Annotated in this window: 15 protein-coding genes and 1 tRNA gene; 12 read left to right on the forward strand and 4 right to left on the reverse strand. The window is 56.2% G+C overall.

Features of this window, described 5'->3' with window-relative positions; all coding sequences use genetic code 11:
• Both ACRDD5_RS18830 and ACRDD5_RS18835 read left to right on the forward strand, forming a co-directional pair.
• Positions 1–759, forward strand: a 759-nt coding sequence (locus ACRDD5_RS18830; RefSeq protein WP_438677659.1) for a type VI secretion IcmF C-terminal domain-containing protein, incomplete at its 5' end; no start/stop codon positions are given.
• Positions 760–851: 92 nt separating this feature from the next.
• A complete protein-coding gene (locus ACRDD5_RS18835; RefSeq protein WP_438677660.1) occupies positions 852–1,034 on the forward strand; it encodes a hypothetical protein in 183 nt (60 codons plus the stop codon).
• 164 nt (positions 1,035–1,198) lie between these two features.
• Here ACRDD5_RS18835 and ACRDD5_RS18840 read toward each other — a convergent pair.
• Positions 1,199–1,270: transfer RNA gene (locus ACRDD5_RS18840), tRNA-Arg, on the reverse strand.
• 75 nt (positions 1,271–1,345) lie between these two features.
• Positions 1,346–2,272 carry a formate/nitrite transporter family protein gene (locus tag ACRDD5_RS18845; protein ID WP_271280704.1) on the reverse strand — a complete coding sequence of 309 codons (927 nt, stop codon included), beginning with the start codon at positions 2,270–2,272 and terminating at the stop codon, positions 1,346–1,348.
• Positions 2,273–2,588: 316 nt separating this feature from the next.
• Here ACRDD5_RS18845 and mlaA point away from each other — a divergent pair, with 316 nt between their 5' ends.
• Entirely contained in the window at positions 2,589–3,341 is a 753-nt protein-coding gene (gene mlaA, locus ACRDD5_RS18850; protein WP_271280703.1) for a phospholipid-binding lipoprotein MlaA, read from the forward strand.
• A gap of 48 nt (positions 3,342–3,389) precedes the next feature.
• Here the strand turns inward: mlaA and fadL are convergent, their stop codons facing one another.
• Positions 3,390–4,670, reverse strand: coding sequence for a long-chain fatty acid transporter FadL (fadL, locus tag ACRDD5_RS18855; protein ID WP_438677661.1), 1,281 nt, complete (start codon positions 4,668–4,670; stop codon positions 3,390–3,392).
• A gap of 371 nt (positions 4,671–5,041) precedes the next feature.
• Between fadL and ACRDD5_RS18860 the strand changes: the two genes are divergently transcribed.
• The 4 genes from ACRDD5_RS18860 to sixA all read left to right on the forward strand — a co-directional run bounded on the left by ACRDD5_RS18860 (position 5,042) and on the right by sixA (position 9,634).
• Positions 5,042–5,326, forward strand: coding sequence for a YfcZ/YiiS family protein (locus ACRDD5_RS18860; RefSeq protein WP_438677662.1), 285 nt, complete (start codon positions 5,042–5,044; stop codon positions 5,324–5,326).
• 155 nt (positions 5,327–5,481) lie between these two features.
• Positions 5,482–6,792: an acetyl-CoA C-acyltransferase FadI gene (gene fadI, locus ACRDD5_RS18865; protein WP_438677663.1), complete on the forward strand. Its 1,311-nt coding sequence runs from the start codon at positions 5,482–5,484 to the stop codon at positions 6,790–6,792.
• A complete protein-coding gene (fadJ, locus tag ACRDD5_RS18870; RefSeq protein ID WP_438677664.1) occupies positions 6,792–8,939 on the forward strand; it encodes a fatty acid oxidation complex subunit alpha FadJ in 2,148 nt (715 codons plus the stop codon). Before fadI ends, fadJ begins: the two co-directional genes overlap by 1 nt.
• A gap of 209 nt (positions 8,940–9,148) precedes the next feature.
• Positions 9,149–9,634 (forward strand): phosphohistidine phosphatase SixA, encoded by a 486-nt coding sequence (sixA, locus tag ACRDD5_RS18875; protein WP_271282876.1) that lies wholly within the window; start codon positions 9,149–9,151, stop codon positions 9,632–9,634.
• 45 nt (positions 9,635–9,679) lie between these two features.
• On the opposite strand, the gene smrB is transcribed toward sixA, so the two are convergent.
• The gene (smrB, locus tag ACRDD5_RS18880) at positions 9,680–10,231 is read right to left on the reverse strand and encodes an endonuclease SmrB (RefSeq protein WP_271282875.1); all 552 of its coding nucleotides are present in this window, start codon (positions 10,229–10,231) and stop codon (positions 9,680–9,682) included.
• Between the two features lie 157 nt (positions 10,232–10,388).
• On the opposite strand from smrB, the gene prmB reads away from it, so the two are divergent.
• The 5 genes from prmB to ACRDD5_RS18905 all read left to right on the forward strand — a co-directional run bounded on the left by prmB (position 10,389) and on the right by ACRDD5_RS18905 (position 14,652).
• Entirely contained in the window at positions 10,389–11,321 is a 933-nt protein-coding gene (gene prmB / locus ACRDD5_RS18885; RefSeq protein WP_438677665.1) for a 50S ribosomal protein L3 N(5)-glutamine methyltransferase, read from the forward strand.
• 61 nt (positions 11,322–11,382) lie between these two features.
• Positions 11,383–12,468, forward strand: a complete 1,086-nt coding sequence (aroC, locus tag ACRDD5_RS18890) for a chorismate synthase (RefSeq protein ID WP_438677666.1) — start codon at positions 11,383–11,385, stop codon at positions 12,466–12,468.
• Positions 12,469–12,470: 2 nt separating this feature from the next.
• Positions 12,471–13,295: a penicillin-insensitive murein endopeptidase gene (gene mepA, locus ACRDD5_RS18895; RefSeq protein WP_438677667.1), complete on the forward strand. Its 825-nt coding sequence runs from the start codon at positions 12,471–12,473 to the stop codon at positions 13,293–13,295.
• Complete coding sequence (locus ACRDD5_RS18900) at positions 13,295–14,104, forward strand: sulfite exporter TauE/SafE family protein (protein WP_438677668.1); 810 nt, start codon at positions 13,295–13,297, stop codon at positions 14,102–14,104. The genes mepA and ACRDD5_RS18900 overlap by 1 nt, the downstream gene beginning before the upstream one ends.
• Positions 14,104–14,652, forward strand: a complete 549-nt coding sequence (locus tag ACRDD5_RS18905; RefSeq protein WP_438677669.1) for an elongation factor P hydroxylase — start codon at positions 14,104–14,106, stop codon at positions 14,650–14,652. The genes ACRDD5_RS18900 and ACRDD5_RS18905 overlap by 1 nt, the downstream gene beginning before the upstream one ends.
• Positions 14,653–14,659 lie beyond the last annotated feature (7 nt).

Genomic DNA, 14,659 nt, shown 5'->3' on the forward strand with positions numbered 1-14,659 from the left:
AAATGGCACCGCTCGGTCGTGGCGAACTGGCACACGGCATTTGACGGACGTTTCCCGTTTGCTGTCAGCAACAGTGATGCATCTTTGCCAATGCTGGCTGAATTTGTGCGCAAGGACAGCGGACGTATTGAGCGCTTCCTGGCGACGGAACTCAGCGGTGTGCTGCATAAAGAGGGCAGCCAGTGGGTACCGGATAAAGTTAACAGCCAGGGCCTGAGCTTTAACCCGGCCTTCCTGCGGGCCATTAACCAGCTGAGTCAGCTGTCAGATATCCTGTTTACCGACGGCAGTCAGGGCATCAATTTCGAACTGCAGGCCCGTCCTGTAACGCAGGTGGTGGAAACGCAACTGACCATTGATGGACAAAAGTTGCACTACTTTAACCAGATGGCTGACTGGCAGTCCTTCCGCTGGCCGGGGGATACTTACAAGCCAGGGACCATGCTGAGCTGGAGCACCGTTAATGCCGGAGCACGTCTGTTCGGGGACTACAGCGGAACCTGGGGCTTCATTCGCTGGCTGGAGCAGGGTAAACGTCAGCAGCTTGATAGCAGCCAGTGGATGATAAGCTTCACCGCGCCTGATGGTCGAACCCTGCAGTGGGTGCTGCGCTCACAACTGGGCAGTGGTCCACTGGCGTTACTGGCATTACGTGGCTTCACGCTGCCGGATCAGATATTCAACGTCGACAGCACGGCTATGGCTCAGGTGCTGATGGCCAACAGGGGAAACAGTGACATGGACGGGGAGTGGAGATGATGAAATATCCAGTCGTAGTGAAAGTCTTAGAGTGAGTATGTCGTCTGGGCTGTCAGTAATTAAATTGAGCCCCAGAATTCTGGAGCTCCAGGGTGTTAGCGAACGACGTTGCCGTGCTGCACGCAGCGACCGTCGTTGCAGCTCACGGCATCCACTCGCGCTGCGCGGTGGTTTCTTGCCTGGGCGGTTACCGTAGCGGCAGCCACCGGGTGGGCGGAATTCGCCACCACGGCAGCGCGTTCTACCGGGTGAAAGACAACCCCGGCAATGGCTGAGCACGGGGCGATTAAGGCCATAACAATCAGGAATCTCTTCATTTACTTTCTCCGATGATTTTTCTGGAACCTGCTGGTGGGCGGGAGAGTAGCGAAAAGAGAGACTTAGGATCGTAGCCGGGAATGCTATTGGCTGAAAATGGCGGGATAACGCGCTCGGGATTTGTCCCCTGCAGGAATCGAACCTGCAACTAGCCCTTAGGAGGGGCTCGTTATATCCATTTAACTAAGGGGACGAAGCGGCACGAGTATAACGCCATTTATACAGGGCGTTAAGCGCATCGCCGCCTGATTGCTTAAAGTGTCGCCACTCAAGCGGATTTTTTGTCTTTTGCCTCTTGCTCCCTGGCTTTCATCTCGGCCTTGCGCTTGTTGGACATGTCGTTACGGATCTGCGCATGGCTAAGAAGGGCAAAAATAAAGGTCCCGCCGCAAATATTGCCCGCCAGGGTGGGCAGCGCAAACGGCCAGAAGAACTCGCTCCAGTGCAGGGTGCCGTTAAACACCAGATATAAAATTTCTACCGTACCCACCACAATATGGGTGGTATCGGCCAGCGCGATAAGCCAGGTCATTAAGATGATAACCACGATTTTTGCCGAACCGGCTGCCGGGAACATCCATACCATGGTGGCGACGATCCAGCCGGAGATAATGGCGTTTGAGAACATCTCTGACGGACTGTTCTCCATCACCCCCATCCCGATCTTCACAAACGCATCGCGGGTGGGTTCGTCAAAGATGGGCATATATTCAAACGCCCATGCCGCGACGCCTGTGCCGATAATATTGCCCAGTAGCACCACGCCCCACAGGCGCATCAGCAGGCCAAAATTGCCCCAGGTCGGGCTATGCATCACCGGCAGCACGGCGGTGACGGTGTTCTCGGTAAACAGCTGCTGGCGCGCCATAATCACGATCACAAAGCCAAACGTATAGCCCAGGTTCTCCAGTACCAGTCCGCCAGGGATGCCTTCAAACTGGACGTGAAAAATGCCTTTCGCCAGCAGGGAGGCACTCATTGATAGCCCGGCGGCAATAGCCGACCAGAACAGCGCCATCGCATCGCGTTCCAGCTCTTTCTCGCCGTCCTGGCGAATATGTTCATGAATAGCCATGGCGCGCGAGGGGAGACGATCTTCATCCACTTCTATTTTCTTGCCCCGGCTTTTCTCTTCACTTTCGACTTCCAGCTCTTCGGTATGTTTATCGATCTTTTCGTCTTTTAGTTCGTCCATTACGGTATTTCCACAGCGGAGCAGATAACCTTAAGCGTAGCGGTTTTTATCCTGTCTCCCTTGGGGATGCTCTTAAATTCTTCATAAGGCAATAAAGGCGATACTTTAGCGGCAAAGCGCGTATAAAATTGCCAGCCAACCGAAAACGGTAAGCCAGGCTATTCTGAGATCATAAAAGCGGTGAACGCTGCCCGCGATTGTGTTCGTGAACATCAGTAAACGTGCTGATACAATCACTTGCATGTTTACAGGCGGAGCGCAAAAGCTCCGTTACGGATGGCTTTTGAAGAGAGCCATACTTAACAGGGAGAAAGATATGAAACTTCGGCTGTCGGCGCTTGCGCTGGGCACCACATTGCTTGTGGGCTGTGCCAGCTCCGGCGAGCAACAGGGGCGCTCCGATCCTTTGGAAGGATTTAACCGCTCCATGTACAACTTTAACTATAACGTGCTGGATCCTTATCTGGTGCGCCCGGTTGCGGTTGCATGGCGTGATTATGTTCCCCAGCCTGCCCGTAACGGTTTGAGCAACTTCACCAGCAACCTGGAAGAGCCGGCGGTGATGGCGAACTTCTTCCTGCAGGGTGATCCCTATCAGGGGATGGTGCATTTTACGCGCTTCTTCCTGAATACTCTGCTGGGGATGGGCGGCTTTATTGACGTGGCCGGAATGGCGAATCCAAAGCTGCAGCGCGAACAGCCGCACCGCTTCGGCAGTACGTTAGGTCATTACGATGTGGGTTACGGCCCGTATGTGCACCTGCCGTTCTATGGCAGCTTCACCCTGCGTGATGACGGCGGCGATATGGCCGATACCCTCTACCCGGTACTGTCATGGCTGACCTGGCCGCTGTCGGTGGGTAAATGGACCCTGGAAGGCGTGGAGTCGCGTGCGCAACTGCTGGATTCCGACGGCTTGCTGCGTCAGTCTTCCGATCCGTACATCCTGGTGCGAGAAGCCTACTTCCAGAACCACGACTTTATTGCCAACGGCGGTAAGTTGAAACCGGAAGAAAATCCGAACGCGAAAGCGATCGAGAATAATCTCTCTGAGATTGATGCGGAATAAATAAAAAAGGTGAGCATCGCGCTCACCTTTTTTTATATTACGACGTTATCAGAACGCGTAGTTGAAGTTCATGCCGTAAAGCCAGGCTTTACCTTCTGACGTGAATTCATACGGGCCTTCATTGAAGGTGACTTTCTGACCGTGCATGTAAGACACGCCCACGTCCACAGATGCATCTTTATTGAACGCGTAGGTGGTACCGGCGCTCAGCCAGAAGCGATCCTGATCCGGGATGGAGATCGAGCGATTGTCAGCCGGAACCGGGCTGTCATCAAACGCGATACCGGTACGGAACGTCCAGCTATCATCCATATAGTAGGTGGTACCCAGCGCGATACGGTACGCGTCGTGGAAGCTCTCTTCTTTATAGAACAACGTCTGACCGTTATTGCCCGTGGCTTTCAGCTCCTGGAACTGACTCCAGCTGGTGTACGCCATGCTGTAATGGATAGCCCACTGCGGCGCAATGCGGTTGTAACCTGAGATCTCCCACATTTCAGGCAGATTCAGGGTCAACGCACCTGGAATTGTCTGGCCGGATGTTCCCCAGGGCACAGTGACACCCGCGCCAGGTCGGCCATTTACTGCGGTCACGAGGCCGCTTTTGTAATCGCCGTCGAAATCAATTTTGACCTCTGAACGGTAGGATAAGCCATAGCGGTTATTTTTATCCACTTCATACAAAATACCCGCGTTCCAGCCAAAGCCCCATTCGTCGCCTTTCATGCTGGCGATTTTGTTGCTGGTTTTTGGCAGCGGTGAGGTGAGTTCACCGGCATAACGCTCAATTTTCGCATCGGCGTAAACGGCGTTAACGCCCAGACCGAAGCTCCAGCTTTCGTTCAGACGATAAGCGCCGCTCAGGTTGAGGTTAACGGTGGTCAGATCGGTATTACCGGCGTATTCGCCAGCAGGGTAATTGGTGTTGAATTCGGTCGCCAGACCGTAGTTAGAGGTAACAGAGGCCCCCCAACCAAACTGTTCGTTAATCGGCGCAACAAAGTGCAGGTTAGGTACCCATGCGGTTGGCGCGATGTTATCGGCATCCAGGCTACGGCCACTGAACGGCGAGCGGCCGGAAACGTCTACATCTGGATCAATAAAGACGGCACCGCCAGAGAAGGTCGGACGGTCAAACATGGTGATCAGTGCTGGGTTACGGCTTGCGTTCCCTGCGTCATCAGCAATTGCACCTTCCCCGGAATAGGCACGGCCCAAGCCAGAGGAGGAGAATTCGTTAAGCTGAAAACCCGCTGACATGGCGGAGGTGGAGACGATTGCCACTGCGACTGCCAGCGCAGTTTTTTTAAACAGGGTTTTTTGGCTCATGACCATAACCTCATTGAGTTATTTTTATTCAATCTTTGTTACACGGAGTAACAGGAGCGCGAAGTGTAGGGTCTGTTGTAACACTTAGAAATCAGACCAGTGGCGAGAGTATAGGTCTGACCAGATGGGATGTTGCAAGTATGTTTATTAATTTTTTCTAATCTGTTTATCGAAACGGGATCTGGCTGGCAAAATTGTGACCAGTTTCGATAATGCGGACGGGTGATTTTTGTTTTAGATCATTTTTAAGCGTGATATTACTCACTTACCTCTTTTTACGTCATTAACGACTGGAGCCCCCCTCAGTCGGCGCGTAAAATATCAGCATCGTGTTTATCTCGCGCCGAGCGCGACTACAGAGGAAATCTACTATGAGTAAATGCAGTGCTGATGAAACCCCGGTTTGCTGCTGTATGGATGTGGGCACCATCGTGGACAACACCGATTGCACCGCCTCTTACAGCCGTGAGTTCGCAAGCCGTGCAGAAGCAGAAGAGACGCTGGCAACGCTGACCGCGAAGGCGCGTGGTGTGGAGTCCGAGCCGTGCGAGATCACCTCGACCTTCACCGAAGTGGAGAGTGGCGTTCGCCTGGACATCGACTTCGCGTTCTCCTGCGAAGCTGAATCCCTTATTTTCCAGCTCGGCCTGCGCTAACCCCTTTAACGCCTCTGATTCCAGAGGCGTTTCTTTTGTTCTCTTGTGTGTTCGCTCGCAATTTTTCTTCTCCCTGATTGGCTAATGTAAAAATTTGGTTAAGACTGTTATCAGGTCAGACCACTTTGCGCATTTGTTAGACACAGGGGAGCGTTATGAGTCAGGCATTACCGCTAATCACCCGTCAGGGCGATCGCATTGCCATTGTCAGTGGATTACGTACGCCATTTGCCCGCCAGGCAACGGCCTTTCATGGCATACCGGCCGTCGATCTGGGCAAAATGGTCGTGGGGGAGATGCTGGCTCGCAGCGAAATACCTCCCGAGGTGATTGAACAGCTGGTCTTTGGCCAGGTGGTGCAGATGCCGGAAGCACCAAACATCGCCCGTGAAATCGTGCTGGGCACCGGCATGAACGTCCACACTGATGCCTACAGCGTCAGCCGCGCCTGCGCCACCAGTTTCCAGGCGGTGGCGAACGTCGCCGAAAGCCTGATCGCCGGCACCATTCGCGCCGGGATTGCCGGGGGCGCCGACTCCTCTTCCGTATTGCCGATAGGCGTCAGTAAAAAGCTCGCCCGCGTGCTGGTCGACGTCAACAAAGCCCGCACCACCGGGCAGCGCCTGTCGCTCTTTTCACGCCTGCGCTTGCGCGATTTACTCCCGGTGCCACCGGCCGTCGCGGAATACTCCACCGGCTTACGGATGGGCGATACCGCCGAACAGATGGCGAAAACCTACGGCATCACCCGCGAACAGCAGGATGCGCTGGCGCACCGTTCCCACCAGCGCGCGGCCCAGGCCTGGGCCGAAGGCAAGCTAGCGGGCGAGGTGATGACGGCTTATACCCCGCCATACCGCGAACCCTTAAGTGAAGACAACAATATCCGCGGCACCTCGACGCTGGCGGATTACGCCAAACTGCGCCCGGCATTTGACCGCAAGCACGGCACGGTGACCGCCGCAAACAGTACGCCGCTCACCGACGGCGCGGCAGCGGTGATCATGATGACCGAATCCCGCGCCAAAGAATTAGGCCTGACGCCGCTCGGCTATCTGCGCAGCTACGCCTTTACCGCGATAGACGTCTGGCAGGACATGCTACTTGGGCCCGCCTGGTCCACGCCGCTGGCGCTGGAGCGCGCCGGGTTGACGCTGGGCGATCTGACGCTTATCGACATGCACGAAGCCTTTGCCGCGCAGACCCTGGCAAACCTGCAGTTGCTGGCCAGCGAGCGCTTTGCCCGCGATGTGCTGGGCCGCGCCCACGCCACGGGTGAAGTGGATGACAGTAAATTTAACGTGCTGGGGGGCTCCATTGCTTACGGGCACCCGTTTGCCGCGACCGGGGCGCGGATGATCACCCAGACACTGCATGAGCTGCGCCGTCGTGGCGGCGTCTTTGGCCTCGTCACCGCTTGCGCGGCGGGTGGCCTGGGTGCGGCAATGGTTCTGGAGGCAGAATAATGGAGATGACAACGGCGTTTACCCTGCATGTGCGGCTGGACAACGTGGCGGTGGTCACCATCGACGCGCCGGGCGAAAAAATGAATACTCTGAAAGCCGAATTTGGCGCGCAGGTTCGGGCGATCCTCAAGCAGGTTCGCGAGAATAAAGATATTCGCGGGCTGGTGTTTATCTCCGCCAAACCGGACAACTTCATTGCCGGGGCGGATATCAATATGATTGCTCGCGCCACCAGCGCGCAGGAGGCCGAAGATCTGGCCCGTCAAGGCCAGCAGATCATGGCGGAAATCCATGCGCTGCCTGTCCCGGTGATTGCGGCGATTCATGGTGCCTGCCTGGGCGGTGGTCTGGAACTGGCGCTGGCCTGTCACGGGCGAATCTGTACCGATGATGGCAAAACGGTGCTAGGCCTGCCGGAAGTTCAGTTGGGACTACTCCCGGGTTCCGGTGGCACGCAACGTCTGCCGCGTCTGGTCGGTGTCAGCACCGCGCTGGATATGATCCTGACCGGCAAACAGCTGCGTCCGCGTCAGGCTCTGAAGGTCGGGCTGGTGGATGAGGTGGTGCCGCAGGCCATTTTGCTGCAGGCGGCGGTTAAAATGGCCCAGCAGGACAAACCGACCCGCCGTCGCTTACCGGTGCGCGAGCGGGTGCTGGCAGGCCCGCTGGGGCGCGCGCTGCTGTTCCCGCTGGTCGGCAAAAAAACCGAACAAAAAACGCTGGGTAACTACCCGGCGACAACCCGTATTCTCGAGGTGGTCCAAACCGGTCTGGCGCAGGGCAGCAGCAGCGGTTACGCGGCAGAAGCCAAAGCCTTTGGCGAGCTGGCGATGACGCCTCAGTCGCAGGCGCTGCGCAGCATCTTCTTTGCCAGTACCGACGTGAAGAAAGATCCCGGCAGCGACGCCGAACCGGCCCCTCTTCAGACGCTTGGGGTGCTGGGCGGCGGATTGATGGGCGGCGGGATCGCTTTCGTGACCGCCAGCAAAGGCAAATTGCCGGTGCGCATCAAAGATATCAACCCGAAAGGCATCAACCATGCGCTGCAGTACAGCTGGCAGCTGCTTGATAAGAAGGTCAAGCGCCGCCATATTAAAACCAGCGACCGCGACCGGGAGCTGGCGCTGATTTCAGGCACGACAGACTACAGTGGATTCCGTCATCGCGATGTGGTGATTGAGGCGGTATTTGAAGATTTGGCCCTCAAGCAGCAGATGGTGGCCGAGGTCGAGATGCACTGCGCGCCGCACACCATTTTTGCCTCTAACACCTCTTCACTGCCGATCGGTGATATTGCGGCTCAGGCCGCGCGACCTGAGCAGGTGATTGGGCTGCATTTCTTCAGCCCGGTAGAAAAAATGCCGCTGGTGGAGGTGATTCCGCACGCGGGCACCAGCCCGCAAACCGTGGCCACCATCGTTAAACTGGCCAAGCTGCAGGGTAAAACGCCGGTAGTGGTGGCAGACAAAGCCGGGTTCTACGTTAACCGCATCCTGGCACCCTATATTAATGAAGCCATGCGCCTGCTGACCGAAGGCGAGAAAGTCGATCACATTGATAATGCGCTGGTGAAGTTTGGTTTCCCGGTTGGCCCAATCCAACTTTTGGATGAGGTGGGAATTGACACCGGCACTAAAATTATACCTGTGCTGGAAAGCGCTTACGGTGAACGCTTTAGCGCCCCTGCAAACATCGTTGCAGCGATTTTGAATGACGATCGCAAAGGCAGAAAAAATGGACGCGGTTTCTATCTTTACGATCCAAAAGGGCGTAAAAGCAAGAAGCAGGTTGACCCGGCGATCTATGGGCTTATTAAGCCCGTCAGTGAGGGCAAACTCACTGCAGCACAGTGTGCCGAACGCTGCGTGATGATGATGCTTAATGAAGCAGCACGCTGCTTTGATGAACGTGTAATTAAAAATGCCCGCGATGGCGACATTGGCGCCGTCTTTGGCATTGGTTTTCCACCTTTCCTGGGTGGCCCGTTCCGCTATATGGATAGTCTGGGCGCGGGTGAAGTTGTTGCGATCTTGCAGCGACTGGCTGTGCAATATGGTCCGCGCTTTACGCCGTGTGAACCTTTATTGCAAATGGCGGATCAGGGGCTGCGATTTTGGCCAGCAAAGGAACCTGACCTCGTAAATTAAGGTCAAATAAGAGTAAATCCGCCGTTGAATGACCCGGTCTTGTCTAATTTATAAACGGACATTGACTATACTTACGCCGTTGAGGTAAAAAACAGCGTTTCATTCAACGGATGGATCAGGCACAATGCCCGGCCATCAGGTTTTCTACCTCGTTTTTGGTTCACGCAGGTAGTAACGCTGGTGATCCTGGTCAACAAAAGCGGTGCAATATGCAAGTTTTTATCATGCGTCACGGTGACGCGGCACTCGATGCTGCCAGTGACTCTGTACGTCCTCTTACGCCTTGTGGCTGCGACGAATCTCGTCAAATGGCAACCTGGTTGAAAGGGCAAAAAGTGGATATTGAGCGTGTCCTCGTCAGCCCGTTTTTACGCGCTGAACAGACGCTGGATGTGGTAGGGGAGTGTATGAACCTGCCTGTCGGTGCCGATATCCTGCCCGAGCTCACCCCTTGCGGCGATGTTGGGCTTGTCAGCGCGTATCTTCAGGCGCTGAGCAGTGAAGGTGTCGCCTCTGCGCTGGTGATCTCTCACCTGCCGCTGGTCGGCTACCTGGTGTCTGAACTCTGCCCGGGTGAAACGCCGCCAATGTTCAGCACCTCCGCCATTGCCAACGTCACCCTCGACGAAACCGGCAAGGGCGTATTTAACTGGCAGATGAGCCCCTGCAATCTAAAGATGGCGAAAGCCATCTGACGTGACGCACGACATGGCGGGTAGCATAAGCCACCCGCCAGCCTGTCAGGGCAGCTCAGGCGGCTGCCACTCTTCTACTTCAATCAGCACCAGCAAGGCGGCATCTCCGCCGTACTCTTTGGGTGCCTGATGAAAAGCCATCACGTGTGGATGTTGAGCCAACCACAGCGGCGTTTGCTGCTTGAGAATGTGCTTTCCGTGGCCGTGCATCACGCAGGTGCAGAACAGATGTTCCCGACGGCAGGCGGCAATCAGCGCGCCCAGCTCCTGTTTTGCCTGCAGCTGCGTCAGACCGTGCAGATCGAGAAACAGCTCCGGCGAATAATCCCCGCGACGCAGCTTTTTCAGCTCGAAATGGCTGACGTCCGCGCGCACATATTTCATCGCCCCTTCGGTATTCAGCAGCGGCTGAAACTCATCTGAAAAATAGTGGCTGGCATCGGCCTGCTCCTGCATCAGCCGTTTGGCCGGCACTTCACTCACTTTTTTGCGTAACGGACGATGCACAATGGTGTCCTGGGCGATTTTGCGCGTTCCCGTCATGAGCTGACGAAACAGCGTTTGATCCTCCTCGCTCAGCGATGTTTTCTTTTTCATGGGCCTGTCTCATCTCAATTTTCCGACAGTGTACCTGAGTCGTCGTACGGCAAAACGCATTTTTTAACTGCGGGCAGTAAGCGACAGTGCTGATTTATCGCCGTCTTCGTGGCAAACTAGCCGCCGAAAATTTAGCGAGCATGCCCTGGAGAAAATAGTGGATAAAATTTTTGTCGATGAAGCGGTAAATGAACTGCAAACCATTCAGGACATGTTGCGTTGGGCGGTCAGCCGTTTCAGCGCGGCCAATATCTGGTACGGTCACGGCACCGATAACCCATGGGATGAGGCGGTACAGCTGGTGCTGCCGTCACTCTATATGCCGCTGGATATTCCGGAAGACATGCGCGCTGCGCGCCTGACCTCAAGCGAAAAACACCGCATCGTTGAGCGTGTGATCCGTCGCGTTAACGAACGCATCCCGGTCGCATACCTCACCAACAAAGCCTGGTTCTGTGGTCATGAATTCTTTGTGGATGAACGCGTGCTGGTGCCGCGCTCACCCATTGGGGAGCTTATCAACAACCACTTCGCGGGCCTGATTGACCATCAGCCGCAGCATATTCTGGATATGTGTACCGGCAGCGGCTGCATCGCGATTGCCTGCGCGTACGCCTTCCCGGAAGCGGAAGTGGACGCGGTGGACATCTCCACCGACGCGCTGGCGGTGACTGAGCACAACATTGAAGAGCACGGCCTGATCCATCAGGTGACGCCGATCCGCTCGGATTTGTTCCGCGAGCTGCCAAAAGTGCAGTACGAACTGATCGTCACCAACCCGCCGTACGTTGACGCCGAAGATATGTCCGACCTGCCGAACGAATATCGCCATGAACCTGAACTGGGTCTGGCGTCCGGATCCGACGGCCTGAAGCTGACCCGCCGTATCCTGGCATGCGCCCCGGATTATCTGACCGACAACGGCATTCTGATTTGTGAAGTCGGTAACAGCATGGTACATCTGATGGAGCAATATCCGGATGTTCCGTTCACCTGGCTCGAGTTCGACAACGGGGGCGACGGCGTCTTCATGCTGACCAAGGCGCAGCTTATCGACGCGCGTGAACACTTCAGCATTTACAAAGATTAATCAAACGGGCTTCGGCCCGTTTCACATTGCTCAAACACAGAACAACGAAAACGGAGCCGTGATGGCAGGAAACAGTATTGGACAATTATTCCGTGTAACGACGTTTGGTGAGTCGCACGGGCTGGCGCTGGGCTGCATCGTTGATGGCGTGCCGCCAGGTATTGAACTGACCGAGGCCGATTTACAGCACGATCTCGACCGTCGTCGTCCGGGCACGTCGCGCTACACCACTCAGCGTCGCGAGCCGGATCAGGTCAAAATCCTGTCAGGCGTCTTCGAAGGCCGCACTACCGGCACCAGCATTGGCCTGCTGATTGAGAACACCGATCAGCGCTCCCAGGATTACGGTGCCATCAAAGATGTGTTCCGTCCGGGACACGCCGATTACACCTACGAACAAAAATACGGTTTTCGCGACTATCGCGGCGGCGGACGTTCTTCCGCCCGTGAAACCGCCATGCGCGTCGCCGCAGGTGCCATCGCAAAAAAATATCTGGCGCAAAAATTTGGCATCGTGATTCGCGGCTGTCTGACCCAGATGGGCGATATCCCGCTGGCGATCGAAGACTGGGATCAGGTCGAACAGAACCCGTTCTTCTGTGCAGATGCCTCAAAGCTGGAGGCGCTGGACGAACTGATGCGCGGCCTGAAGAAAGAGGGCGACTCCATTGGCGCCAAAGTGACGGTGGTGGCCGACGGCGTACCGCCGGGCTGGGGCGAGCCAGTCTTTGATCGTCTGGATGCTGATATTGCACATGCGATGATGAGCATTAACGCGGTGAAAGGCGTTGAGATTGGCGACGGTTTTGGCGTGGTGGCGCTACGCGGCAGCCAGAACCGCGACGAAATCACCAAACAGGGCTTCCAGAGCAATCACGCGGGCGGTGTTCTCGGTGGGATCAGCAGCGGCCAGCAGATTGTGGCCAACATTGCGCTGAAACCGACCTCCAGCATTACCGTGCCGGGGCACACCATTAATCGCGATGGCGAAGAAGTTGAGATGATCACCAAAGGGCGTCACGATCCGTGCGTCGGGATCCGCGCCGTGCCGATCGCCGAAGCGATGCTGGCGATCGTGCTGATGGATCACTTCCTGCGCCAGCGCGCGCAGAATGCAGATGTGACGAGCCCTCTACCACGCTGGTAACCATGAAAAAAACCGCAATTGCTCTGCTGGCGCTACTCGCCAGCGGGGTCGCAGTGGCGGCAACGCCCTGGCAGAAAATCACCCACCCGGTTACGGGCAGCGCCCAGTCGATTGGCACCTTCTCGAATGGCTGTATCGTTGGCGCGCAGGCACTGCCACAGCAGTCCACCACCTACCAGATCATGCGCACCGATCAGCGCCGCTACTTTGGTCACCCGGATCTGGTGCTGTTTATTCAGCGTCTGGGCAATCAGGTGCAAAACCTGGGGCTGGGCACCATGCTGATTGGCGATATGGGGATGCCGGCAGGTGGGCGCTTTAATGGCGGCCATGCCAGCCATCAGACCGGGCTGGATGTGGATATTTTCCTGCAATTGCCGAAAACCCGCTGGTCATCGTCGCAGCTGCTGAAGCCGCAGGCGCTCGACCTGGTGGCCAGTGATGGCAAGCGTGTGGTGCCGTCGCTGTGGTCTCGGGACGTCTCCAGCATGATTAAGCTGGCGGCAGAAGACAACGACGTGACGCGGATCTTCGTCAACCCGGCCATCAAGCAGCAGCTGTGCCTGGATGCCGGAACCGATCGCGACTGGCTGCGTAAAGTGCGCCCATGGTTCCAGCATCGCGCGCACATGCATGTACGTCTGCGCTGCCCGGTTAACAGCATGGAGTGCGAAGACCAACCGTTACCGCCGCCGGGTGATGGCTGCGGCGCGGAGCTGCAAAGCTGGTTTGAACCCGCAAAACCTGGATCGACAAAGCCTGAGAAGAAGACACCGCCTCCGCTGCCGCCTTCTTGCCAGGCGCTACTGGATGAGCATGCCCTGTAATGGACCAATTTACTGAGTTGTTTATGGTGTCACCGCTGCTGTTGGCGGGACTGTTTTTGATCGCGATGCTGGCCGGTTTTATTGATGCCTTAGCCGGCGGCGGCGGATTGTTAACCGTTCCGGCATTGCTGGCGGTTGGCATGACTCCGGCACAGGCGTTGGCGACCAATAAGCTGCAGGCCTGCGGCGGGTCGTTATCGGCTTCGATCTATTTTGTGCGGCGCAAAGTGGTGAGCCTCGCCGATCAGAAGCTCAATATTCTGATGACCTTTATCGGCTCGACCAGCGGCGCGCTGCTGGTGCAGCACGTCCAGTCCGACATCCTGCGCCAGGTTTTGCCGATCCTCGTTATCTGTATTGGCCTCTACTTTTTGCTGATGCCAAAACTCGGCGAAGAAGACCGGCAGCGTCGCCTGCACGGATTACCCTTCGCCCTGATCGCGGGTGGCTGCGTAGGCTTCTATGACGGTTTTTTCGGCCCCGGCGCCGGGTCGTTTTACGCGCTGGCGTTTGTTACGCTGGCCGGTTTTAATCTAGCCAAATCTACCGCTCACGCGAAGGTGCTTAATGCCACCTCAAACCTGGGCGGTCTGCTGCTGTTTATCATCGGCGGCAAGGTGATTTGGGCCACCGGCTTCGTGATGATGGCCGGACAGTTTATGGGCGCGCGAATAGGTTCGCGCCTGGTGTTAAGTAAAGGGCAACAGTTGATCCGTCCAATGATTGTCATTGTCTCGGCGGTGATGAGTGCCAAACTTCTTTATGACAGCCACGGACAGGAGATCCTCCACTGGTTGGGGATGAACTAATGAACAGTACGCATAAATACGAGCAGCTGATTGCGGTTTTTGACGACTGCTTCGCCGACGATTTTAATACCCGTCTGATTAAAGGCGACGACGAACCGATCTATCTTCCTGCAGATGCCGATACACCGTATCACCGGATTGTCTTTGCGCACGGCTACTACGCCAGCGCCCTGCACGAAATTTCCCACTGGTGTATTGCCGGGAAAGCGCGTCGCGAGCTGGTGGACTTTGGCTACTGGTACTGCCCGGATGGCCGCGATGCGGCAACCCAGGGGCAGTTTGAAGATGTCGAAGTCAAGCCACAAGCCTTTGACTGGCTGTTTTGCGTGGCGGCGGGTTACCCGTTTAACGTCAGCTGCGACAATCTGGAAGGGGACTGCGAGCCGGACCGTATCCTGTTTCAGCGCCGCGTCCATGCCCAGGTGATGGAGTATCTCGAGAAGGGCATCCCGGAACGCCCGGCGCGCTTTATGCGTGCGTTACAACAGTATTACCACACGCCGGACATCACGGCGGAACACTTCCCGTGGCCGGAAGATCTTAACTGAGGAAAGA

Origin of the sequence: Silvania sp., assembly GCF_051656365.1 — a bacterium.
Taxonomy (GTDB): domain Bacteria; phylum Pseudomonadota; class Gammaproteobacteria; order Enterobacterales; family Enterobacteriaceae; genus Enterobacter; species Enterobacter hatchlandensis.